A 21508-nucleotide genomic window follows, 5' to 3' on the forward strand; every position below is an offset into this window, starting at 1 on the left:
CTCCAATCAGCTGGTGGGCGAGGCCTTGGGCGTCGAGCGCACCGCAGAAGTCTTCGTGATCAACCCCAAGACCTGGCAAGTGGTCTACCACGGCCCGGTCGACGACCGCTCCGACTACGGCGGCGGCCAGAAGGTGCCGGAACACCACTACGCGGCCGATGCGCTGAACGCCGTGCTGGGCGGCCAGCCGGTGCAGACCGCCTCGCTGCAGTCCAAGGGCTGCCTGATCGACTTCCCGGCCAAGTCGAAGGTTGCAAAGATCTCCTACGCTCGTGACGTCGCGCCGATCCTCGAGAAGAACTGCGTGTCCTGTCACCAGGCGGGCTCGATCGGCCCGTTCGCCATGGACCGCTACGAGGCGGTGAAGGGTTTCGCGCCGATGATCCGTGAGGTCATCCGCACCGACCGGATGCCGCCCTACAACGCCGATCCGCACGTCAACAAGTTCTCCGACAACAAGAACATGACGCCGGCTGAGACCAAGACGCTGGTCCACTGGATCGAGCAGGGCGCGCCGCGCGGCGACGGGCCGGATCCTCTGGCCGCCAAGCGCCACGTCGCCGAAGAGTGGCCGCTGGGCAAGCCGGACCTCGTCCTGACCGTGCCGGAATACAAGATCCCGGCCTCGGGCGTCGTGGACTATCAGCACCCGTGGGTGGCCAACCCGCTGACCGAGGGCCGCTGGATCCGCGCCACGACCGTGAAGGTGGAGCAGCGCCAGGGCGTGCACCACCTGCTCACCGGCTACATGAAGGAAGTTCCGAAGCCCGGTCAGCCGGCGTACGAGAACCGCTGGGGCGGTTCGGTCGGCGGCTACGCGGTGGGCGCGGAATCGGAAGTCTCCCCCACCGGCGTCGGCAGCTTCCTGCCGGCCGGCGGCGCGGTGGGCATGCAGGCGCACTACACCCCGTTCGGCAAGGAAGCGACCGACCACTCCAAGATCGGCGTCTACTTCTACAAGCCGGGTGAGAAGCCGAAGTACGTGATGCACGGCGGCGTGGTGGTCGACAACACGATCGTCATCCCGGCCGGCGAAGCGCGCCACAAGGAGGTCGCCTACCTCGACTTCCCGCATGACGCGCTGCTCTACTCGGCCTTCCCGCACGCCCACTACCGCGGCTACGCGGCGGACCTGTGGATCCGTTATCCGGACGGCAAGGAGAAGCTCCTGATCTCGCTGCCGCGCTACGACTTCAACTGGCAGCGCGATTACAACTTCGCCGAGCCGGTGAAGGTGCCGGCGGGCTCGAAGCTGATCGCCCACTGGACCTACGACAACTCGAAGGAGAACCCGGCCAACCCGGATCCGAACAAGACCATCACCTGGGGCGAGCAGTCCTGGGACGAGATGTTCTACACCGCGATCCACTACCGCTGGCTGGACGAGACCTCGAGCCACCTGCTGCCGCAGTACGACCAGGACCTGAACCGCAACCGCATGGTCGGGATGCTGGACGACAACATCGACGGCAAGATCGAGAAGACCGAGCTGAAGGGCCAGATGGGCACGATGCTCGCCAAGTACTTCGACGTGCTGGACAAGGACCACGACGGCTCGCTCGACATGGCCGAGCTCAACGCCGCCCAGAAGATGATGGGCGGCGGCTTCCGGCGGCGCGCGCCCTCGACGGCGGCGGAGGCCTTCTCCTCCGCCGAGCATCCCGGCGGCCAGCACTAGGGCCCTAGCTGCCACCCAGAGCCCCCGGCGAGCGATCGCCGGGGGCGTTTTCCGTCTCGATCCCCATGCGGCTGCTGATCCACGAAGCCTCCTATCGCCGTCTGAAGGATGCGATCGATGCGCTGCCGGGCGTCGAGCCCGTGCTCATGGGCGGCGATGCGAGCCTCAGCCTGAGGGACCGGCCGATCTCGCTCGAGGACGCGGCCGTCGAGGCCGCCTGGACCAACAACGACGTCTGGTTCGGCAAGAACGGGCGCGACTTCGCCGTCGCCATCCTGAAGTCGCCGACCATCCGATGGATGCAGAGCGGGGCGGCCGGCTTCGACAACCCGATGTTCGGCCAGGTCGTGCAGCGCGGCGTGCGGCTCACCACCAGCCACGGGCAGGCGGTCGGCATGGCCGACTATGTGCTCTGGGGCGTGCTCGACCACGTCCAGCGCGGCCCCGAGCGGCGCGCGGCCCAGGCCGGACACGAGTGGACGCGGATGACCTTCCGCGACCTGGAGCACAGCCACTGGATCGTGATCGGCTTCGGGGCCATCGGCGAGGGCGTGGGGGGCCGCGCCCGGGGCTTCGGCGCGCGGGTCACCGGCGTGCGCCGCAACCAGGCGCCGCATCCCTCGGCCGACGCCATCGCCTCCCAGGCCGAACTGCCGCGGCTGTTGCCCGAGGCCGACGTGGTGGTGCTCGCCTGCCCGCTCACGCCGGAGACCCAGGGCCTGGTCGACGGGGCCTTCGTGGCCGCCATGAAGCCGCGCTCGGTGCTGGTCAACGTCGGCCGCGGCGGCCTGGTGGACGAACAGGCGCTGCTCGCCGGCCTCGACCGGGGCGTGCCCGAGCACGCCATCCTCGACGTCTTCCAGACCGAGCCGCTGCCGGCCGACAGCCGCTTCTGGGACCACCCGCGCGTGACCCTCACCGCCCACGCCTCCGGCGCCAGCGAGGGCCAGCCCCGGCGCAACGACGAGCTGTTCCTGGAGAACCTGCGGCGCTACCTGGCGGGGGAGCCCCTGCTGCACGAAGCCGACCCGCGGGACGTGTTGGCGGGCTGACCTTTCGCCACGCGCCCAACGCCGGTCGGTTGACAGGGCGCGCGCGATCCCGGCAGTTGGACCGCCACGAAATTCTGACAGTGGGGCTGTCATGAAGTCGCCATCCCCGAACCTGCGCGACCGGCAGCGGGAGGAGACCCGCGAGCAGATCCTGCGCGCGGTGGGGCGGCAGCTCGAGAGCGGGCCGCTGGAGGACCTGTCGTTCGCCGAGATCGCCAAGGACGCCGGTCTCGGCGAGCGCACCGTCTACCGCTACTTTCCGACCAAGGAGGCGCTGCTCGGCGCCTTCTGGGCCTGGATGCAGAACCAGGCCGTCGCCGCGCCCGATCGGCCGAAGCGCCCGGCGCCCTTGCCGCGCATCCGCGAGGCGATCACCGCGCCCCGGGACGCCCGGCGGCCGATGCGCATCCTTTTGGCCACCGACGCCTGGGAGCCGCAGGTCAACGGCGTGGTCCGCACCCTGACCCGCGTGGTGAAGGAGCTGCGGACCATGGGCCATGCGGTCGAGGTGATCAGCCCCGACCTCTTCAAGACCTTCCCGCTGCCGACCTATCCGGAGATCCAGCTGGCGATCGGCTGCTACGAGCCGGTGCAGGAGCGCTTCAAGGCCTTCGAGCCGGAGGCCATCCACATCGCCACGGAGGGGCCGATCGGGCTTGCCGCCCGGCGCATCTGCGTGGAGTGGAAGCTGCCGTTCACCACCAGCTACCACACGCGGTTCCCGGAATATGTCTCGGCGCGCCTGCCTTTGCCGCTGGCCGCCGGCTACGCCTACATGAAGTGGTTCCACAAGCCGTCCGGGCGGGTGATGGTGGCCACCCCCACGATGCGCGACGAGCTTTCGACGCACGGCTTCCGCAACATCTCCTCCTGGTCGCGGGGGGTCGACACCGAGGTCTTCCATCCGAGGCGCGACGGCGAGCCGGACGTCTACGCGGGCCTGCCCAGGCCGATCTTCCTCTACGTGGGACGGGTGGCGGTCGAGAAGAACATCGAGGCCTTCCTCGGGTTGGACGTGCCGGGCGCCAAGGTGGTGGTGGGCCCCGGGCCGCAGCTGGAGGAGCTCCGCGCCAAGTACCCGAGCGTAATCTTCACCGGGCCCAAGTCCGGGGAGGCGCTGAGCGCCCATTACAACTGCGCCGACGTCTTCGTCTTCCCCTCGCTCACCGACACCTTCGGCCTGGTGCTGCTGGAATCGATGGCCAGCGGCACGCCGGTCGCCGCCTACCCGGCGCCAGGGCCCATCGACATCCTGCCGAATTCCGGCGCCGGCGTGCTGGCCCACTCGCCCACCGAGGGGCTGAAGGAGGCCTGCCTGGAGGCGCTCCGGCTCGACCGCCGCCAGGTGCGCGCCTTCGCCGAGAAGTTCTCCTGGCGGGCCTGCGCCGAGGACTTCGTGCGCAACCTGCAGCCCTATCCCGAGCCCGAGAAGACCCGCTTCTGGCGCCGGCTGCGCCGTCTCGCGCGGGTCCGCCGCCGCAGGCCCGAGGCGGCGTAGGCTCGCTCTGCGCCTACATCAGCCGCGAGCGCAGGGCCTGGGAGAGGATGTCGATCAGGGTGACCGCCACCACGATCACCACCGCGATGGCCGAGACGGCGCGGTAATCGAAAGCGTTCAGGGAATCGAACAGCACCTGGCCGATGCCGCCGGCCCCGATCAGGCCCAGCACCGTCGCCGAGCGGGAGTTCGATTCGAAGCGGTACAGCGCGTAGCTGGTCCATAGTGGCGCGACCTGCGGGATCACCCCCCAGACCACCTCCTGCAGCGGGGTCGCCCCGGTCGCGCGGACGCCTTCGATCGGGCCGCGGTCGATGGCCTCCACGGCCTCGGAGAACAGCTTGGCGAGCACGCCGCCGGTGTTCAGGGCGAGCGCCATGACCCCCGCGAAGGGCCCCAGGCCCACAGCCACGATGAACAGGGTCCCGATCACCAGATCCGGGACCGAACGCAGCAGGTTCATCAGCCAGCGCATCGGCTGCTGAACCCAGAACGGGGCGATGTTGCGCGCGCAGGCCAGGCCGAACGGGATGGCGAGGATCACCGCCAGGGCCGTCCCCCAAAGCGCGATCTGCACCGTCAGCCACATCTGGGCCGCATAGAGCCGCAGGTGGGTGAAGTCCGGCTTCAGGAACTCCTGGCCGAACTGGCGCATGTTGTCGGAGTTGGTGAACAGCCGGCTGAAGTGGCCCATCTCCACGGGCCGGAACGCCACCACCAGGAGCAGCAGCACGCCGCCCCAGACGATGACGTCGGGCGCCTGTTGGGCGAGGTTGCGCCGGGGCGGCGGCGGGATGTCCGCGGGGGTCAGGCTCTCGGCGACCATTTCAGACGTCGGGCTGAGCGGCGCGTTTCTGGGCGGCGGCGGCGTGGATCTTGTCGTAAGCGGACTGGGCCTTGGCGATCCGCGCCTTGTCGCCGGACTTCTTGGCCTCCCACAGCGCCTGCGCGGCCTCCATTTCGCGGATCGGGTCGAGATAGCTATCGTCGGCCGGGCGGAAGCCGCCGTAGGTGAGGGCCTGCAGCACCTTGCGCTGCCGATCCGCCTGAGGACCGGTTCCGGTGCCGTAGGTCAGGAAGAACTGCCGGATCTTCTCCTTCAGCGCCGGGTCGAGGTCCTTGCGCACCAGGATCGAGCTCTCGGGAAGGGGCGGCGACGTCCAGATCACCTCGATCCGCTCGGCGAGCGCGGGGTTCTCGCGCCGATAGAAGAGCAGGCCCACCGTATTGTTCGTGGCGGCGTCCAGCACGCTGTTGGCGACCGCCATGAAGTTCGCCTGGTGGCTGGCGTTGCGGACATTCTTGAAACAGGTCTGCGGATCGATGTTGCGCGGCAGGAAGAGATAGGTGAGCGGCGCGAGCGTCCCCGACGTCGACTTCACGTCTCCCAGTCCGAAGCTGTAGCGCTTGTGGCAGGCGAGCAGCTTGTCGAGCGTGATGCCGGAGCCCTTCCTGACGATGATCACGGATTCATAGGTCGCCTCGCCGCCCGCCTGGATCACGCGGCCCAGCACCTCGGCGTCGGCGCGGTTCACCGCCTCGAGCGCCGGGTCGGCGGAGAACCAGCCCACCTGCACCTGTTTGAAGCGCATGGCCTCGATCAGGCTGGTGTAGTTGGTCGCGAAGTAGGGCTTCACCTTGACCCCGATCTGGGCGGACATGTCGTCCAGCAACGGCTGCCAGAGCGGCGCCATGTTGGCCTGGTTCTCGGCCGAAAGAATCGAGAAGGTGAGCTCCTTCGGGGTCGAGCCGCCGGTCTGCGAGGGCTTCTGGCTGCAGGCGGCGAGCGCCAGGGCGACGAGCGCCAGGGCGCCTGCGAGGCGACGACGGATCATGTCGGGGCTCCCTCCCAGAAGACGTCCTCGAATTCCGGACCGTAGATGTCGACGAGCTCTTTCTTGGCGAGGCCCGACGGCGGTCCGTCATAGACGATCCGGCCGGCCTTGAGGGCGACGATCCGCTCGCAATAGCGAAGCGCGTAATCCACCTGGTGCAGGGTGACGATCACCGTCAGCCCGTCGCGTCGGTTCAGGTCACAAAGCGCTTCCATGACGCGGCGCGCCGAGACCGGATCCAGCGAGGCGACCGGCTCGTCGGCGAGCACGATCTTGGCTCTCTGGACGAGCGCGCGGGCGATCGCGCCGCGCTGCTGCTGGCCGCCCGACAAGGTGTTGGCCCGCTGGCCTGCGTAGTCCGCCACACCCATCCGCGCCAGCGCCGCCATGACCGCCGTCTTCGTCTCGGCGGGCCAGAGCCCCAGCAGCCCCCGCGCCGTCGCGATGCGGCCGAGCGAGCCCAGCGCCACGTTGGTGAACAGCGAAAGCCGCCCTACCAGATTGAACTGCTGGAAGATGAAGCCGATCCGCGTGCGCGTCTTGCGCACCTCGCCGCTGATCCGGCCGTTCTCCTGCACCGGGCCGCCGAAGGCCTCGATCCGGCCCTCGCCCGGGTCGATCGCCTGCAAGGCCGAGATCGAGCGCAGCAGCGTCGACTTGCCGGAGCCCGACGGCCCGATGAGGGCGATCATCTCGCCGCGCCGCACCTCGAGCGAGATTTCGTCCAGCGCCCGGCGCTGGCCGAAGGTCTTCGATGCCTTCCTGATCGAGAGGACGGCGGCGTCGGGCATGGGTGGCGGGACTTCCCTCGCGGCGCGGGCGACCCCCCCATGGATCGCCGCGACGTGCGCCGGCTTCATGGCATGCGCGCGCGGCTTCGGTCCAGCCGCCCGCCCCCGATGCGGCGCCCCGCGCACTCCATGACGCCCGCATCCGATCCCACGGAGACCCTGAGTCGCATGGTAAGACTCTTTACACACGAGGCCGTTACCCCTATTTGCGCGACTTCCGGCGGACCCGATGTCCTAACAAGCGCTGCTAACGCCGGTCTGGGTTCAACAATTCCTTGGGGGTTGCGTGAGGTGCACAGGTACCATACGCCCCTGGACCTGGTCCGTGAGCGGTCCCCGGAACGTCCCGTCGCCCTAGCGCGGCCGGATGCGGTGGCCGCGGCGGCGCGCTGGTTCCAGGACAGTTTCAAAGGTGACGTGTTCTACGCGGTGAAGGCGAACCCTTCGCCGTGGGTCATCGAGACCCTGGCCCGCAACGGCGTCTGCTCGTTCGACGTCGCCTCGATCCCGGAGATCGAGCTGGTGGCCAAGCACGCGCCCGATGGCCGCATGGCCTTCATGCATCCGGTGAAGAGCCGCCAGGCCATCGCCCGCGCCTACTTCGACTATGGCGTGAAGGCCTTCGCGCTCGACACCCATGAGGAGCTCGCCAAGATCCTCGAGGCGACCGGCGGGGCCGACGACCTGGCGCTCATCGTGCGCATCGGCGTCTCGGCGGAGGGGGCGGCCTATTCGCTGTCCGGCAAGTTCGGATCCGAGCCGCACGAGACCCCGGGCCTGCTGTTGGCCGCCCGGCGCGCCACTGAGGACCGCATGGGGATCTCCTTTCACGTCGGCAGCCAGTGCATGCGCCCGACCGCGTTCCAGGCCGCCATGGCCCAGGCGAGCCGCGCCATCGTGCGCGCCGGCGTCATGGTCGACGTGGTCGACGTGGGCGGCGGCTTTCCCTCGGTCTATCCGGGCATGACCCCGCCGCGGATGGACGACTATGCGGATTCCATTCAGCGCGGCTTCGCCGAGATGATGGTCGGCGAGGACACCGAGCTGTGGTGCGAGCCCGGCCGCGCGCTGGTCGCCGAAGCCTCCTCGATCCTGACCAAGGTCGAGCTCAAGAAGGGGGATGCGCTCTATCTGAACGACGGCAGCTACGGCTCGCTGTTCGACGCCGCGCACACCAAGTGGCCGTTTCCGGTGAAGCTGTACCGGTCCGAGGACGGCGAAGCCTGGGAAGTGGAAGGGCCCCTCAAGCCCTTTCGCTTCTACGGACCCACCTGCGACACCCTCGACCACATGCCGGGCCCGTTCTGGCTGCCGGAGGACGTCCGCGAGGGCGATCACGTCGAGATCGGCATGCTGGGCGCCTACGGGATCGCCATGACCACCCGCTTCAACGGCTTCGGCGAGGCCGAGACCGTGGAAGTCGGGGATGCGCCGATGGCCTCCATGTTCGGCCTGGCCGGCCGCAACATCCGTCTGCCGCGCGAACCCTTGGCGGAGGATGAGCGCAAGGTCGTGCGCCTGTCGCGCCCCAAGGGCGCGGCCGGCAAGAAGCGGCGCCGGCGGTAACAACCTTTCGGTTTGCTGGTTGACCACGCGGCCGGTCGCTCCGTCCCGGTCGCGCATCCCATTTGGACGGGCGCTCAAGCTCCAAGGGAACGAAGGGTATGAACGCTCCTCCCAAAGCCACCAACCGCAAGGCCGAGCTGCTGGCCAACACCGTCGAGCACGTGGCGATCGACCAGTACGACGCCCGGCCGATCATCGATTCCATGCGCAGGATGAGCTTCACCAGCCGCGACACGGCGCGGGCGGCGGACATCTTCTCCATGGCGCTGGCGGATCCGGCCTGCTCGACCTGGCTCACCCTCGCCGGCTCGACCAGCGCCGCCGGCTGCATGCACATCTACCGCGACATGGTGAAGTTCGGGATGATCGACGCCATCGTCGCGACCGGCGCCTCCATCGTCGACATGGATTTCTTCGAAGCGCTGGGGTTCCGGCACTATCAAGCCCAGGGCGGCGTCGACGACCGCGACCTGCGCGCCCTCTACATCGACCGCATCTACGACACCTACATCGACGAGGAGGAGCTGCAGGCCTGCGACGCGGCGGTCTACGAGATCTGTGAGAGCCTCGAGCCGCGCCCCTACTCCAGTCGCGAGTTCATCCAGGCGATGGGCCGCTGGCTGGCCGACGGCCACGCCAAGAAGCCCGACAGCCTGGTGGAGACCTGCTTCCGCGAGGAGGCGCCGATCTTCGTGCCGGCATTCTCCGACTGTTCGGCCGGCTTCGGGCTGGTGAAGCACCAGGTGGAGCGCAGGAAGGCCGGCCGGCCCTACGTCTCGATCGACAGCGCGGCGGACTTCCGCGAGCTCACCGAGATCAAGATCGCCGCGGGCGCGACGGGCCTCCTGATGGTCGGCGGCGGCGTGCCGAAGAACTTCGCCCAGGACACGGTGGTCTGCGCCGAGATCCTCGGCCACGAGGTCGAGATGCACAAATACGCGGTGCAGATCACGGTCGCCGACGTGCGCGACGGCGCCTGCTCCTCCTCGACGCTCAAGGAGGCCTGCTCCTGGGGCAAGGTGGACGTCACCTGGGAGCAGATGGTCTTCGCCGAGGCCACCACCGTGGTCCCGCTGATCGCTTCCGACGCCTGGCACCGAGGAAGCTGGAAGGGCCGCGAACGCCGCCGCTGGGCCAAGCTGTTCGCGTAACCGCTCCCGCTATTCGCAGTAGACCCGGACCTTGGAGCGGGAATCGTCGACGTCGACCTGCAGGTCGTTGAGCTGGTCGATGAGCGCTTCGAGGTTCTCCGGCCTGAGCTGGCTGATGTCGAAGGGCACGCCGTTCTTCTGCAGCTCGGCGTTCACCTGATCGCGCGCCTTGGGGGGGATCAGGCTGGTCAGCCGCACGCCGGCCCGCAGCAGCGACATCGGCACCCGGATGTTGATCCTGGTCGGGCCGCCCTCGCCCGGCTCGTCGCTGTCCACCGTGACCCGCAGGTACTTGGGCGCGCCGTTGACGCCGCCTGGCGCGAACCGCCGGGGAGAAGGCGGCTCGGCGCGCTCGAGCGCCGCGAGCAGCCGCTCGGCCTCGTCGGCGGTGATCTGGCCGTCGGCCAGCATCTGCAGGATCGAGCGACGATCTTCGTTCATGGGAGGGCTCCTAGAGAATCTTCAGCCGCAGGTGGGCCTCGCGGGTGTCGACCCGCACGTCGGTCCCGCCGAGCGACAGCAGCAGGCCGCCGATGGCGAACACCGCGAGGAAGGGGTTGGGCCTGAACCGCGCCGGCGCGAGAAAGCCGAGCGGCGCAAGAGCGATCGCGAAGGGCGCCAGCAGCAGCAACAGCGGCGTCAGCGGAAGCCACAGGCGCACCACCGTGCGTCGGCCTGGTCGCCTGGGGCCGGCGCGCGGCCGGAGAGGCGGCGGCCGGCCCTCGATGGCCGCCTCGGCGAAGGCGCTCATCGCACGCGGACAGGCGTTCATCTAGCGGCCCTCCAGTACGGCGATCGCCTGGTCGGCGGAGATCTCGCCCCGCTTCAGCCGCGCCAGGACTTCGGCCCGGTCAGGCCCGGCGGCCGGCGCGGCGATGTCGACCTCCACCAGCGGCAGAGCTTCGGCGATGCGGTTCAGCCGCGCCTTCACCGTCGGATAGGAGACGCCGAACACCTGCTCCATCTCCTTGATCGAGCCGTGGCTGCGGACGAAGGCGGCCACGAAGATCTGGTCCTCCGCCGATAGCTGCGCGAGCTTCGGCGGCTCGAAGGCGCCCTCGATGACCACGTCGCGATCGACGAGCCGCACGCGCTCGACGACGATCGCGCGGCCCTGCGTCAGCTCGCCCAACGCCTGCCAATCTTGGGATTTCGGGCTGTTCATACGGCTACAATTGATTTTCTGAAGTTACAAGTCAAGAAACTTGATTCCGTGCGCCGCCCGAGCCTCGGGTTGCAACTCTCACGCGGCTCTGCGACACCGGAGCCAGGCGGTCGGGCGGAGGTCAGGGCATGGCGGGGCGGTTCGGGATCTGGGCGGCTTCGGCCGCGGCGCTGTTGACGCTGGGGGCGGCGCCGATGGTCGCGCCGCCGCCGGGAGCGAGCGGCTATCTGGGCCCGGCCCTGCCGGACACCTACGCCGTCCTGCCGCCATCGCCGGCGCCGGGCAGCCCGCGCGAGGAAGCCGACCAGCGCGTCTTTCGAGGCACCCGAGCGCTGAAGGACACGCCCCGCTGGGCCTTGGCGCAGAACGACGCCAACCAGGCGGCCATCGTGCAGGACCTGGCCTGCGCGATCGGCGCGGAGCTGACGCCTCGGAACGCGCCCCGGACCTTCGCCCTGATCCTCAAGATGGCGCCTGACGTGAGCCACGCCACCAACCGGCCGAAGGACATCTACAAGCGACCCCGGCCCTATCTTCTCTATGGCGGCGAGATCTGCGTGCCGAAGACCCCCTCGCTGGCGGCCAGCCCGGATTATCCGTCCGGCCACAACGCCTGGGGCTGGGCGGTGGGCCTGGTCATGGCCGAGCTCGCCCCCGATCGCGCCACCCCGATCCTGATGCGGGCGCGCGCCTTCGGCGAAAGCCGGCTGGTCTGCGGCGTGCACTCCCTGAGCGCGGTCCAGGCGGGACGGCTGAACGGCTCGATGGTGGTCGCCGCCCTGCACGGCGATGCGGCCTTCCGCGCCGATATGGACGCCGCCCGGGCCGAGGTGGCGGCGGCGCGCAGGCGCGGCCCCTTCCCGGACCCCGCGGCGTGCGCGCGGGAAGCGAGCCTGGTGGCGCAGAACCCCTACTGACGCTCAGCGGGCCAGGAACATGGCGGCGACGGCGATCGCCATGATCGCGGTGGCGGCCCAGCCGAAGACGACCTGCACGCGCGAGGCCACGAAGCGGCCCAGCTCGTGGCGGCGGCTCGCGACCACCATCATCGCCGCCATGATCGGCACCGAGATCACACCGTTGATCACCGCGCTCCAGAACAGCGCCTTGATCGGGTCGAGGCCCGAGTAGTCGACGACGAGCCCCAGGACGACCGCCACGACGATCACGGCGTAGAAGCGCACGGCCTCGCGCGGCTTGTACTCGAGGCCGCAGGTCCAGCCGCCGAGCTCGCCCACCGCATAGCCGACCGAACCCGCCAGCACCGGCACCCCCAGGAGCCCGGTCCCGACGATGCCCAGGGCGAACAGCACGAAGGCGAACTCGCCGGCCACCGGCCTGAGCGCCGCCGCCGCCTGTTCCGAGGTCTGGATGTCGGTGAGGCCGTGAGCGTGCAGGGTGACCGCGGTGGTCAGGATGATGAAGAAGGCGATCAGGTTGGAGACGCCCATTCCGACAATGGTGTCCCACTCGATGCGGCGCAGCTCCGCCTTGGCGCGCCGGCCGTCGCGAATGAGCGGCCGCTCGTGTCTGGCTTCTTCGTCCTCCACCTCCTCCGAGCTCTGCCAGAAGAAAAGGTAGGGGCTGATGGTGGTGCCGAAGAGGCCCACCACGACCACGATCCAGCCTTCCCCCGGCAGGCGCGGCCACACCGTGCGGAGCGCCACCTCGGCCCAGTCGATGCGGACCGTGAACACCACCGCCACATAGGCGAACAGCGACATGGTCAGCCACTTCAGGATGCTGACGTAGCGATGGTAGGGCACGAGCACCTGCAGGATCAGCGACAGGGCGGCGAAACCGAGCGTCAGGGCGTGCTGGTCGAGCCCGCTCACCAGCCGGCCGGCCGCGCCCATGGCCGCGAGGTCGGCGCCGATGTTGATCGTGTTGGCGACGAACAGCAGGAACGCCAGCGCCATGACCAGGGGACGCGGAAAGACCTGGGCGAGATTGGTCGCCAGGCCGTGGCCGGTGACCCGTCCGATCCGCGCGCTGATCGACTGGATCGCCACCATCAGCGGATAGGTGAGCGCCACGGTCCAGAGCATGTTGACGCCGAACTGGGCGCCGGCCTGGGAATAGGTGGCGATGCCGCTCGGATCGTCGTCTGCGGCGCCGGTGATCAGGCCCGGGCCGAGCCGGCTGAACACCCGCAGCGCCCGCAACCCGGTGCGGCCGGAGGCGCGGCGCGGGCTCAAGCCGTCCGGGCCCGAGGCTCTGCGACGTGCATGTGGTTCTCCCCCGACCAGACTCGCCCGGGCGATGCGGCCGCCCGCTTCAGATCCCCGCGTACCACTCGTAGCCGCGGTCCTCCCAGAAGCCGCCCCGGCCGCGGGAAATGTGGCTGAAGTCCTCCACCGCTTCCAGGCGCATCACGTACTTGGCCTGCTTGTAGCCGAGCTGGCGCTCCACGCGCAGCCTCAGCGGCGCACCGTTCTCGACCGGCAGCGGCCGGTCGTTGAGCTCGTAGGCGAGCAGGGTCTGCGGATGGTAGGCGTCGATCAGGTCGATGCTCTCGTAGTACTGGCCGGTGCCGTCGAGGGTCTCCTCCAGCGTGTCCGCGCAGTGCAGCACGATATAGCGCGCGTTGCGCTTCAGGCCGGCCAGATCGAGCAGCGGCCCCATCCGCGCGCCGGTCCACTTGCCGATGCAGGACCAGCCCTCCACGCAATCGTGCCGGGTGATCTGGGTGCGCCCCGGCAGCTTCCGGAGGTCCGCCAGGCTGAGCGCGAGCGGCTTGTCCACCAGGCCGTCGACGAGGAGCTTCCAGTCGGCGAAGCCGACCGCCTTGTGCGCGAGGTATTCCGGGTCGTCGGGGTTGGTCGAGCCGTTCGGCTTGAACACCTTGGAGATGTCGGCCGGTGCGAACTCGCGGGCCAGCGCCCTGCGGTCGACGACCAGCCGCTGGAAGCGCCGGGTCAACCCCTCCGCGCTCTGCAGGACGGCGAGCGACTTCGGATTTTCGGTGAGCCTGTCGCAGCCGGCGAGCCACAGCCCTCCGAGCGAGGCCGCGGCAGCCTTCAGCCAGCCGCGGCGGTGGGTCTCCGCGCTCATTTCCCCTCTCCTTCGACCTCGATGGCGTAGCGGCCGGTGATCATCGAGCGGATGTTGTTCCAGGTCCCCGAGGCCACAACCATGATCAGGTGGACGATGACGAACAGGACGATCAGCGAGGCCGAGATGAAGTGGATCGAGCGGGCCGACTGGCGGCCGCCGAACAGGTCCAGCAGCCACGGCGCGCCGGCGTCGATCCCCGGCGACATGGTGAGCCCGGTCGCCACCATCAGCGGCAGCAGGATGAAGATGACCCCGAGGTAGGCCCCCTTCTGCAGGATGTTGTAGCGCCTGGCCTCCTCGCCCTTGGGGAACTTCAGCTTCGCGTGGATGACGATCTCATGCCAGACGTGGGCGGGCTTCAGCTGCCAGACCCGGGGCCACAGGTCGCGCGGGATGTGCCGGTTCAGGAAGCTCATCGCCAGATAGACGAGGCCGTTGATCACCAACAGCCAGGCGAAGAAGAAATGCCAGCGCCGCCCGTCCGCCAGGTCGCGGTAGCTGGGGACGGTCGCCCAGGCGGGAAAGCCGCGCGGCTCGGCCTTGTCGCCCCGGCCCGAAAACCCGAGCAGGCCCGTCGTGACGAAGCGCCGGCCGCCGAGGGTGGTGACGCCGATCGGCTGGCCGTTGCGCTCGGCGGCGTCCATCGCGAGCCACGGGCGTTCGAAGTGGGACTTGACGCCCCAGTAGAGCGCCGGATGGGCGTTGAAGATCTGCAGCCCGCTCATCAGCATCAGGCTGACCACCAGCACGTTGATCCAATGGGTGATCCGGGTGACCAGCGCGTGCCGAGGCACCAGGACCTTCGCAGGTTTCGCCGCCGGCGTGGCCGTCATGGCTGTCATCGCATCCTCCCCCAGCGGCAGTTTGGCACAGGCGCGCCCTGCGGGCGACCGTCCTGACGGAGATACGTGGGCGCCTGGCGCGCGGATGTCGGGAGGCGGAACGCGATCGGCCCGCGGCGATTTTCTCTGCTCACCAGGAGGAGCTCCGAGATGGCGCAAGACCGCAAGCCGCAGGACCGGCCGCAAGGGGCGCCCGAGCGCTATCCTTCGGTCCGGCAGGACGACGCCGTGGAACGCACCGGCCGCGGCGAGGAGGTGGCCGGGGAGGGCCGCACCTTCGATCCCGCCGCCGATGCGCCCACGCCCAAGGGCCCGGAATCGAAGCCGGACGGCAAGGTCCCGCCCGCGACCAGCCAGGGCCGGCTCGGCCCCGAGGGCGATCCCGCCGAGGGCAAGCGCCGCTAGGCGCCCGCCGCCGTCCTCAGCGCCTCGGCGACTACGTCCGGACGCTCCATCGGCAGGAAGTGGGTCGTGCCGGGAACCACCTCGATGCGGATCCGGCCGCTTGCGGCGAGCTCGGCCTCATGCCCTTCGGTGCGGCATGTCGAGGCGAGCTCGGCGCGCCGGATGTCGATCGGGCAGCGGCTCTCGCGGAAGGCGGCCCAGGGATCGTAGTTGTGGGTGCGGAAGTTGGAAGCTTCCCACTCCGGCGTGCAGGCGAGCGTCACCTCCCCGGTCGGCGTCTCGCGGAACCCCGCCTCCACGTAGTCGGCGATCTGCCCGGGGGTCCAGGTCTTGAAGCCGCCGCGCCCGAGGTAGGCCTCGCGGGCCGCCGCCTTGCTCGGAAAGCTCGCCCGCCGCCGCAGCGCGCCCTCGACCAGCGGCGATGGCGCGGCCGCGCCCTGCAACTCGCGCGGCATGATCACCGGGTCGAACAGCGCCAGGCGCCTGACGCGCGCCGGAGCCTCGGCGGCGACCAGCAGGCTCGAGGTGCCGCCCATCGAGTGCCCGGCGAGGATCACCGGCCCGCCGGTCGCGGCGTCCAGGAAAGCGAGCAGGTCGTCGCGGAACTCGCCCCAGCCGTCGCGCCCCTCGACGATCGTCGGCAGACGGCTCAGGCCATGGCCGCGCAGGTCGAGGGCCAGGATGCGCAGGTCGCCCGCGAGCGGGCTCAGGATGCTGCGGTAGGTTCGCGCATTGAAGCCGTTGGCGTGGGAGAAGACCACGTCGACGGGCCGGCTCTGCGGGCCGAAGTCGAGGAATGCCATCTCGCCGCCGCGGCTCGGCAGGCTGACGCGCCGCTGGCGCGGCTCATAGTCGACCCTGGCGTCCATGGACCCTCCGACCCGGACCCCATATAGGCCTGACGCCGCGGAGGAAAAGCCATGAAGCCGCTTGCGACGATCGGCTACGAGCACGCCACCCAGGAGGCGGTGATCGGACGGCTGGAAGCGGCGGGGGTCGAGGTGGTCGTGGACGTCCGCGCGGTGGCGTCCTCGCGCCGCGCCGGGTTCTCCAAGACCCTCCTGGCCGCCAGCCTCGCCGAAGCCGGGATCGACTACGTGCACCTGCGCGAGCTCGGCACGCCCAAGCCGGGCCGGGAGGCGGTGCGGCACGGCCGCTTCGCCGAGATGGAGCGGATCTACGCCCGCCACCTGGCGGAGCCCGGGGCGCAGCTGCAGCTCGCCCAGGCCATCGAGATCGCCAGGGACCGCAAGGCGGCGCTGCTCTGCTACGAGGCCGATCCGGCCCATTGCCACCGCACGATCGTCGCCCGCGAGATCCAGGCCGCCGCGGGGCTTGCGATCGAGAACCTCTGAGCCGGGCGGCCTAGAGCTCCAGCTCCGCCCCGGCGAGGTCGCAGCCGGCGAGCTTGGCCTGGCTGAGGTCGGCCTCCAGGAACCGCGCCCGGCGCGCGTGGGCCCCGCGCAGGTCGGCGCCGCGGAGACTGGCGCGGGTGAGGTCGGTGCGCACGAAGCGGCCCTCGGAGATCATCAGCGGCCCGAGCTTGGCGCCGCGCAGGTCGGCCCGCGTGAACTGGGCGTCCATCAGCTTGGCGCCGCGCAGATCGGCCTCGCGCAGGTCGGCGCCGCGGAAGTCGCAGCCGGAAAGGTCGGCGCCCTGCAGCTCCGACTTCTGCATGTCGAGGCCGAAGAACACCGAGCCCGGGGCCATGAGCCCGGTGAGCCTGCGCCCGCGCAGCGAGCGCATCGGCCGGAAGTCCACCGCCTCCATGGGAATGACGGAGCCCTGCCTGGCCTGGGTGTCGCAATAGAGCTCGTGTTCGGCGAGCACCTCGTCGAGGGCGCGGTCGTCCACATAGACGATCGGCGGCGGCCCGCGGAGCACCTCGGTCATGTCGACATCGTCGAGCCGCGCCTGCTCGAGGTGGGCCCCCGCCACCACGGTGCGCTTCATCGAGGCGCCGGAAAGGTCGGCGCCCCCGAGGTCCGCGCCCGAGAGGTCGGCGCCGTCCAGCACGGCCCGGGTCAGGCGCGCGCCGGACAGCACGGCGCCGGCCAGGTTGGCGTCGGTGAAGTCGCAGGCCATGGCGATCGTCGAGGTCATCTGGGCGCCGGCCAGGTTGGCGCCGTGCAGGATGGCGTAGGTGAGCTCGCCCGGCCGATGCTCGTGGCGCAGGATCCGGAAGCCATCGAGCTTGTCCTGCAGGGCGATGCGGCCCTCGCGCAGATCGCAGCCGGCGAGCTCCGCGCCGGCGAGGTTGGCCCCGCGCAGGCAGGCCCCGCGCAGATCGGCGCGCTTGAAGTTGGCGCGCCGCAGGTCGGCTTCCCGGAGATCCGCGCCGAACAGGATGGCGCGGGCGAGGTTCACGCCCGCCATCGAGGCGCCGGCGAACTTCGCCCCGGCGAGATCGGCCTCGCGCAGGTCCAGGCCCTCCAGCGAGCAGTTCGACAGATCGGCGTAGGTGAGGCTGAGGCGACGGGCGCCCGCCCGGCCCGCCAGGTACCGCTGGTGCGCCTCGACCGCCTCGCGCAGGTTCTGCGGGTCGAGCGCCAGGTGGTAGGGTTGGGCTTGCGAGGACATCGGCACCTTCAGGTCCCGACCCTGCGGTCCTCGCGCTTAAGGAACGGTTGCCCCGCGGCGGGAAATAACCACGTTCGGCGCCCGCCCGCGCGGCGGGGGGCTACTTGCCGGACGAGGAGTCGCCGCGGGTGGCGGCCGCGATCAGCGCGCCGATGCGGTCGGTGGAATCGGCCGCCTGGTTCAGGATGTTCATCGGCCCGGCGCCCGGCCGCACCGCGGCGGCCACCTGGCTGGCGGCCGACTGGGCCATGTTGATGGCGGCGTTCTCGGCCTTGGAGAATCCGGTGGCCGCCAGGAGCCGCGCCTGGGCGTCCGGATAGATGAAGCCATAGGTCGGATAGGTCGAGCCGCCCATGTCGCGGTTCGGGTCGTACCAGACCTTCACCAGGCTCCAGTCGCCGGCCTGGGAGACGTCGATCAGGGTGACGTCCTTCTCGATCTTGCCGCGCGAGCCGTCGATCGGCGACCAGTTGGCGTGGGTGATCTGGATCACCCGGTCGGTCAGCACCTGGGTGACCACCGCGACATGGCCGAGGCGCATCCGCTGGGTGGGCTTGAAGCAGAGGACCGCGCCCGCCTTGGGCTGGAACCCCTCCTGGTAGCGGCCCACGGCCTGCTTCCACCAGGTGTAGGCGTCGCCGAAGATCTGAATGCCGGACATGACGCGCGCGAACTGGGCGCACTGCCAGTAGGTGTCCGCGATCGCGCCGGTCGACGGCGCGAGGCTCAGAACGGCCGCGACGGCCAGAGAGCCCAGGAGGGTCCTCGGTCGCTTCAGCATTGTTTTGAACACTCCCCGACTTACGGGCTAAGCCATAACCCTTACTCGGCAAGGGTGAAAAGAGCGTTTAGATTGATTCGCGCGGCGCCTCCCGCGCGTCGTTCGAGGGGCGGGCGAGGCGATGGAGGCTAGAGCCTCGATTGAGTTGGCTATAGAAAGCCGTCTGTCTTGCGCCTTCGCTCGTGAAAAAGGATGATATGCCCGCGGATCGCCGCCTCATATTCCAGATCATCTGATGGACGTGGCGGGTTTGTCTTGTGGATTACCTGAGATACGTGAATTCTGGCTTGGCATCACGCACGCGTAACATGCTGAAACACGGCCGTGCGATGCGAAAGCCCAGCTATTCGCCGCCGATGGACGGGATGCCGCACCCGCTTCACAAAACTGCGAGCTTGGCCGGACTCAGGCGGCGGCTCCGGATCGGCTAGAAGCGGCTGCTCGCCCAAAGGAGGGGATATGGCCGATCTCGCGGCGCTCGTCGCCAGCCCGGAAGCCTGGGCGGCGCTGCTCGCCCTGATCGTCATGGAGGTGGTGCTGGGCGTCGACAACCTGGTGTTCGTGGCCATCCTCTCCAACAAGCTGCCCCCGTCGGACCGCGGCCGCGCGCGCCGGCTGGGCGTCGGCCTGGCCCTGCTCCTCAGGTTGGCCCTGCTCTCCGGGATCGCCTTCATCGTGGGGCTCACGAAGCCGGTGTTCACCGTGCCCTTCGCCACGCCGCTGGACGCCGCCGGCCGCCCCGTGGTGGACCTCGCCTTCTCCTGGCGCGACCTGATCCTGCTGGCGGGCGGCCTGTTCCTGGTCTGGAAGGCCACCACCGAGATCCATCACGCCGTCGACCCAGCCCCCTCGGACGACTTGCTCGACAAGCGCGCCGCAGGCTCGCTCGGCTTCGCGGCGGCCATCGTGCAGATCCTGGCGCTGGACGTGGTCTTCTCGATCGATTCCATCCTGACCGCCGTCGGCATGACCGAGCACCTGCCGATCATGATGGCGGCCGTGGTGATCGCGGTCGGGCTGATGCTGGTGGCCGCGGGCCCGCTCGCCCGCTTCATCCACGACAATCCGACGGTGGTGATGCTGGCGCTCGGATTCCTGCTGCTGATCGGCGCCACCCTGATCGCCGAGGCGTTCGGCGTGCATGTGCCCAAGGGCTACATCTACGCCGCCATGGCGTTCTCGGGCGCTGTGGAGGGGCTGAACATCGCCGCCCGCCGCAAGGCCGCGCGCCGGCGGGAACGGGATCAGAGGAAGCTGTAGGGGTCGATGTCGATGGACAGCCGCAGGGCGCCCGGCGGCTTCACCCGGGCGCGCCAGGCGGCCATGTAGGCCGAAAGGTCGACGCCGCGGTCGGCCCTGACCAGGAAGCGCTTGCGGCGGCGGCCGCGCACCAGGCCCAGGGGCGCGTCAGCCGGGCCATAGACCTCCACGCCCGGGGCATTGGGCGCGGCCTCGGCCATCTTCCGCACGAACCCCTCCAGCCGGGCGGCGTCCACGTCGGAGGCGATCACCGCGGCCAGCCGCCCGAACGGCGGCAGCCGCGCGGCCTCGCGCTCGATCATCTCGGCGGCCACGAAGGCGTCGCGGTCCTGGCCTTTGAGCGCCTGCATCACCGGATGGTCCGGCGCATAGGTCTGCAGCAGCGCCCGGCCGGGCCGGTCACGCCGCCCGGCGCGCCCGGTCGCCTGGGCGAGCAGCTGGTAGGTGCGCTCGGCGGCCCGCAGGTCACCGCCGCGCAGGCCGAGATCGGCGTCCACCACGCCCACCAGCGTCAGCTTCGGGAAGTTGTGCCCCTTGGCGGCGGCCTGGGTGGCGACCAGGATGTCGATCTCGCCGGCCGCCATCGCCTCGATCAGCCGCCGGCCTTCGCGGGCGTCGAAGGCGGTGTCCGAGGAGAAGACCGCGATCCGCGCCTCCGGGAACAGCCCCCGGGCCTCCTCCTCGACGCGCTCCACGCCGGGTCCCACCGAAACCAGGCTGTCCCTGGCCCCGCAATGCGGGCAGGCCGCGGGCTTGGGCATGGAGAAGCCGGTCAGATGGCAGACCAGCCGGCCCGAGTAGCGGTGCTCCACCAGCCAGCTGTCGGTGTCGGGCGCGGTGAGCCGCTCGCCGCAGGCCCGGCACAGCACCAGCGGCGCATAGCCGCGGCGGTTCAGGAACAGCAGCGTCTGCTCGCCGGCCGCCAGGGTCTCGCCCATGCCCTCCACGAGCGGCGGCGAGAGCCAGCGGCCGGGCTCGGGCGGGATCTCGCGCAGGTCGACGAGGTCGATCTCGGGCAGGCGCGCCGCGCCGTGCCGCCCGGCCAGCCGCAGCCAGCGGTAGCGGCCGGTCTCGGCGTTCCGCAGGGTTTCCAGCGACGGGGTCGCGGAGGCCAGCACCACCAGCGCCCCCTCGATCCGGCCGCGCGCCACGGCGAGGTCGCGGGCGTGGTAGATGAAGCCCTCCTCCTGCTTGAAGGAGGCGTCGTGCTCCTCGTCGACTACCACGAGCCGGAGCTTGCGATAGGGCAGGAAAAGCGCCGAGCGGGCGCCGACCACGATGCGGCAGGCGCCGGAAAGCACGCCCTCCCAGACGCGGCGGCGGGCCGGCGGGGCGACATCGGAGTGCCATTCGCCGGGCGCCGCGCCGAACCGGGCCGCGACGCGCGCGATGATCGCCTGGGTGAGCGCGATCTCCGGCAAGAGGATCAGCACCTGGGCGTCAGGGTCGCGGGCCAGGGCCTCGGCGGCGGCCTCCAGATAGACCTCGGTCTTGCCCGAGCCGGTGACGCCGTCCAACAGGGCCACGCCGAAGCCGCCCTCTCCCACCATCGCCTTCAACGCTTCGGCCGCCGCCGCCTGGCTGGCGTTCAGCGTCGCGCCGGGGCGGGACGGATCCGGCGGCGGAAAGCTGGCCTCGAACGCGATCACGCGCGCGGCCAGCACGCCCTCGTCCGCCAGCGCCTTCACGACGCCGGCCGAGACCCCGGCCGCGCGCGCCAGGTCCGCGGGCGGCATCGGCGCGGCGGCCGCCGTCATGACCTTGCCCCGCGCCGGGGTCATCCGCGCCGGCTGAGCGCCGGTCAGCTCCAGCACGCGGATCGGCCGGGGCTTGGGCGCGCGGGCGCC

General features: G+C 70.2%; 22 protein-coding genes and 1 pseudogene. 10 read left to right on the forward strand and 13 right to left on the reverse strand.

Features of this window, described 5'->3' with window-relative positions; genetic code table 11:
* From VLI41_RS07590 to VLI41_RS07605, 4 genes and pseudogenes are all read left to right on the forward strand, one after another.
* On the forward strand, positions 1-1678 hold a 1678-nt coding region (locus VLI41_RS07590; protein ID WP_325267467.1), incomplete at its 5' end, for a hypothetical protein.
* A gap of 65 nt (positions 1679-1743) precedes the next feature.
* On the forward strand, positions 1744-2730 hold the full coding sequence (locus VLI41_RS07595; RefSeq protein WP_325267468.1) for a D-2-hydroxyacid dehydrogenase: 987 nt from the start codon (positions 1744-1746) through the stop codon (positions 2728-2730).
* A 91-nt stretch (positions 2731-2821) separates the two neighbouring features.
* Positions 2822-3004, forward strand: a pseudogene (locus VLI41_RS07600) (TetR/AcrR family transcriptional regulator); the annotation flags it as partial.
* Between the two features lie 126 nt (positions 3005-3130).
* Complete coding sequence (locus VLI41_RS07605) at positions 3131-4228, forward strand: glycosyltransferase family 1 protein (RefSeq protein WP_325267488.1); 1098 nt, start codon at positions 3131-3133, stop codon at positions 4226-4228.
* Positions 4229-4241: 13 nt separating this feature from the next.
* On the opposite strand, the gene phnE is transcribed toward VLI41_RS07605, so the two are convergent.
* Genes phnE through phnC form a run of 3 tightly spaced genes read right to left on the reverse strand, consistent with a single transcriptional unit; the run spans position 4242 to position 6854 of the window.
* Positions 4242-5054, reverse strand: a complete 813-nt coding sequence (gene phnE / locus VLI41_RS07610) for a phosphonate ABC transporter, permease protein PhnE (RefSeq protein ID WP_325267469.1) — start codon at positions 5052-5054, stop codon at positions 4242-4244.
* Between the two features lies 1 nt (position 5055).
* Complete coding sequence (phnD, locus tag VLI41_RS07615) at positions 5056-6063, reverse strand: phosphate/phosphite/phosphonate ABC transporter substrate-binding protein (protein ID WP_325267470.1); 1008 nt, start codon at positions 6061-6063, stop codon at positions 5056-5058.
* A complete protein-coding gene (gene phnC / locus VLI41_RS07620; RefSeq protein ID WP_325267471.1) occupies positions 6060-6854 on the reverse strand; it encodes a phosphonate ABC transporter ATP-binding protein in 795 nt (264 codons plus the stop codon). The genes phnD and phnC overlap by 4 nt, the downstream gene beginning before the upstream one ends.
* A 291-nt stretch (positions 6855-7145) precedes the next feature.
* Between phnC and VLI41_RS07625 the strand changes: the two genes are divergently transcribed.
* Positions 7146-8420 carry a type III PLP-dependent enzyme gene (locus tag VLI41_RS07625; RefSeq protein WP_325267472.1) on the forward strand — a complete coding sequence of 425 codons (1275 nt, stop codon included), beginning with the start codon at positions 7146-7148 and terminating at the stop codon, positions 8418-8420.
* A gap of 98 nt (positions 8421-8518) precedes the next feature.
* Positions 8519-9571, forward strand: a complete 1053-nt coding sequence (locus VLI41_RS07630) for a 1,9-bis(guanidino)-5-aza-nonane synthase (RefSeq protein ID WP_414692533.1) — start codon at positions 8519-8521, stop codon at positions 9569-9571.
* A 9-nt stretch (positions 9572-9580) separates the two neighbouring features.
* Here the strand turns inward: VLI41_RS07630 and VLI41_RS07635 are convergent, their stop codons facing one another.
* From VLI41_RS07635 to VLI41_RS07645, 3 genes are read right to left on the reverse strand one after another with little or no spacing between them, the layout of a single operon-like run.
* A complete protein-coding gene (locus tag VLI41_RS07635) occupies positions 9581-10012 on the reverse strand; it encodes an SHOCT-like domain-containing protein (protein ID WP_325267474.1) in 432 nt (143 codons plus the stop codon).
* A 10-nt stretch (positions 10013-10022) separates the two neighbouring features.
* On the reverse strand, positions 10023-10343 hold the full coding sequence (locus VLI41_RS07640; RefSeq protein WP_325267475.1) for a hypothetical protein: 321 nt from the start codon (positions 10341-10343) through the stop codon (positions 10023-10025).
* Positions 10344-10703, reverse strand: coding sequence for a DUF2089 domain-containing protein (locus VLI41_RS07645; RefSeq protein ID WP_325267476.1), 360 nt, complete (start codon positions 10701-10703; stop codon positions 10344-10346). It abuts the gene before it with no gap.
* 161 nt (positions 10704-10864) lie between these two features.
* Between VLI41_RS07645 and VLI41_RS07650 the strand changes: the two genes are divergently transcribed.
* Positions 10865-11653: a phosphatase PAP2 family protein gene (locus tag VLI41_RS07650; RefSeq protein ID WP_325267477.1), complete on the forward strand. Its 789-nt coding sequence runs from the start codon at positions 10865-10867 to the stop codon at positions 11651-11653.
* Positions 11654-11656: 3 nt separating this feature from the next.
* Here the strand turns inward: VLI41_RS07650 and VLI41_RS07655 are convergent, their stop codons facing one another.
* The 3 genes from VLI41_RS07655 to VLI41_RS07665 all read right to left on the reverse strand — a co-directional run bounded on the left by VLI41_RS07655 (position 11657) and on the right by VLI41_RS07665 (position 14635).
* Entirely contained in the window at positions 11657-12934 is a 1278-nt protein-coding gene (locus VLI41_RS07655; protein ID WP_325267478.1) for a divalent metal cation transporter, read from the reverse strand.
* Between the two features lie 79 nt (positions 12935-13013).
* Positions 13014-13790 (reverse strand): molybdopterin-binding protein, encoded by a 777-nt coding sequence (locus VLI41_RS07660; RefSeq protein WP_325267479.1) that lies wholly within the window; start codon positions 13788-13790, stop codon positions 13014-13016.
* On the reverse strand, positions 13787-14635 hold the full coding sequence (locus tag VLI41_RS07665) for a cytochrome b/b6 domain-containing protein (protein WP_325267480.1): 849 nt from the start codon (positions 14633-14635) through the stop codon (positions 13787-13789). The genes VLI41_RS07660 and VLI41_RS07665 overlap by 4 nt, the downstream gene beginning before the upstream one ends.
* Positions 14636-14785: 150 nt before the next feature.
* On the opposite strand from VLI41_RS07665, the gene VLI41_RS07670 reads away from it, so the two are divergent.
* Positions 14786-15040: a hypothetical protein gene (locus tag VLI41_RS07670; protein ID WP_325267481.1), complete on the forward strand. Its 255-nt coding sequence runs from the start codon at positions 14786-14788 to the stop codon at positions 15038-15040.
* Here the strand turns inward: VLI41_RS07670 and VLI41_RS07675 are convergent.
* The gene (locus tag VLI41_RS07675; protein ID WP_325267482.1) at positions 15037-15909 is read right to left on the reverse strand and encodes an alpha/beta hydrolase; all 873 of its coding nucleotides are present in this window, start codon (positions 15907-15909) and stop codon (positions 15037-15039) included. The genes VLI41_RS07670 and VLI41_RS07675 overlap by 4 nt on opposite strands.
* Positions 15910-15960: 51 nt before the next feature.
* Between VLI41_RS07675 and VLI41_RS07680 the strand changes: the two genes are divergently transcribed.
* Positions 15961-16395, forward strand: coding sequence for a DUF488 domain-containing protein (locus tag VLI41_RS07680; RefSeq protein WP_325267483.1), 435 nt, complete (start codon positions 15961-15963; stop codon positions 16393-16395).
* A gap of 10 nt (positions 16396-16405) precedes the next feature.
* On the opposite strand, the gene VLI41_RS07685 is transcribed toward VLI41_RS07680, so the two are convergent.
* Positions 16406-17620 carry a pentapeptide repeat-containing protein gene (locus tag VLI41_RS07685; RefSeq protein WP_325267484.1) on the reverse strand — a complete coding sequence of 405 codons (1215 nt, stop codon included), beginning with the start codon at positions 17618-17620 and terminating at the stop codon, positions 16406-16408.
* Positions 17621-17720: 100 nt separating this feature from the next.
* On the reverse strand, positions 17721-18401 hold the full coding sequence (locus VLI41_RS07690) for a CHAP domain-containing protein (protein WP_325267485.1): 681 nt from the start codon (positions 18399-18401) through the stop codon (positions 17721-17723).
* 459 nt (positions 18402-18860) lie between these two features.
* Here VLI41_RS07690 and VLI41_RS07695 point away from each other — a divergent pair, with 459 nt between their 5' ends.
* A complete protein-coding gene (locus tag VLI41_RS07695) occupies positions 18861-19661 on the forward strand; it encodes a TerC family protein (protein ID WP_325267486.1) in 801 nt (266 codons plus the stop codon).
* Here the strand turns inward: VLI41_RS07695 and VLI41_RS07700 are convergent.
* Positions 19646-21508, reverse strand: a 1863-nt coding sequence (locus VLI41_RS07700; protein ID WP_325267487.1) for a primosomal protein N', incomplete at its 5' end; no start/stop codon positions are given. The two genes, VLI41_RS07695 and VLI41_RS07700, sit on opposite strands and share 16 nt — an antisense overlap.

Source organism: Phenylobacterium sp. (assembly GCF_035475775.1).
Classification (GTDB): domain Bacteria; phylum Pseudomonadota; class Alphaproteobacteria; order Caulobacterales; family Caulobacteraceae; genus Phenylobacterium.

Coding starts and splice junctions, on each gene's coding strand:
- phnE (WP_325267469.1), bottom strand. CDS start 5,054: ATGGTCGCCGAGAGCCTGACCCCCGCGGACATCCCGCCGCCGCCCCGG.
- VLI41_RS07680 (WP_325267483.1), top strand. CDS start 15,961: ATGAAGCCGCTTGCGACGATCGGCTACGAGCACGCCACCCAGGAGGCG.
- VLI41_RS07685 (WP_325267484.1), bottom strand. CDS start 17,620: ATGTCCTCGCAAGCCCAACCCTACCACCTGGCGCTCGACCCGCAGAAC.
- VLI41_RS07650 (WP_325267477.1), top strand. CDS start 10,865: ATGGCGGGGCGGTTCGGGATCTGGGCGGCTTCGGCCGCGGCGCTGTTG.
- VLI41_RS07635 (WP_325267474.1), bottom strand. CDS start 10,012: ATGAACGAAGATCGTCGCTCGATCCTGCAGATGCTGGCCGACGGCCAG.
- VLI41_RS07660 (WP_325267479.1), bottom strand. CDS start 13,790: ATGAGCGCGGAGACCCACCGCCGCGGCTGGCTGAAGGCTGCCGCGGCC.
- phnC (WP_325267471.1), bottom strand. CDS start 6,854: ATGCCCGACGCCGCCGTCCTCTCGATCAGGAAGGCATCGAAGACCTTC.
- VLI41_RS07695 (WP_325267486.1), top strand. CDS start 18,861: ATGGCCGATCTCGCGGCGCTCGTCGCCAGCCCGGAAGCCTGGGCGGCG.
- VLI41_RS07605 (WP_325267488.1), top strand. CDS start 3,131: ATGCGCATCCTTTTGGCCACCGACGCCTGGGAGCCGCAGGTCAACGGC.
- phnD (WP_325267470.1), bottom strand. CDS start 6,063: ATGATCCGTCGTCGCCTCGCAGGCGCCCTGGCGCTCGTCGCCCTGGCG.
- VLI41_RS07670 (WP_325267481.1), top strand. CDS start 14,786: ATGGCGCAAGACCGCAAGCCGCAGGACCGGCCGCAAGGGGCGCCCGAG.
- VLI41_RS07630 (WP_414692533.1), top strand. CDS start 8,519: ATGAACGCTCCTCCCAAAGCCACCAACCGCAAGGCCGAGCTGCTGGCC.
- VLI41_RS07690 (WP_325267485.1), bottom strand. CDS start 18,401: ATGCTGAAGCGACCGAGGACCCTCCTGGGCTCTCTGGCCGTCGCGGCC.
- VLI41_RS07665 (WP_325267480.1), bottom strand. CDS start 14,635: ATGACAGCCATGACGGCCACGCCGGCGGCGAAACCTGCGAAGGTCCTG.
- VLI41_RS07675 (WP_325267482.1), bottom strand. CDS start 15,909: ATGGACGCCAGGGTCGACTATGAGCCGCGCCAGCGGCGCGTCAGCCTG.
- VLI41_RS07595 (WP_325267468.1), top strand. CDS start 1,744: ATGCGGCTGCTGATCCACGAAGCCTCCTATCGCCGTCTGAAGGATGCG.
- VLI41_RS07640 (WP_325267475.1), bottom strand. CDS start 10,343: ATGAACGCCTGTCCGCGTGCGATGAGCGCCTTCGCCGAGGCGGCCATC.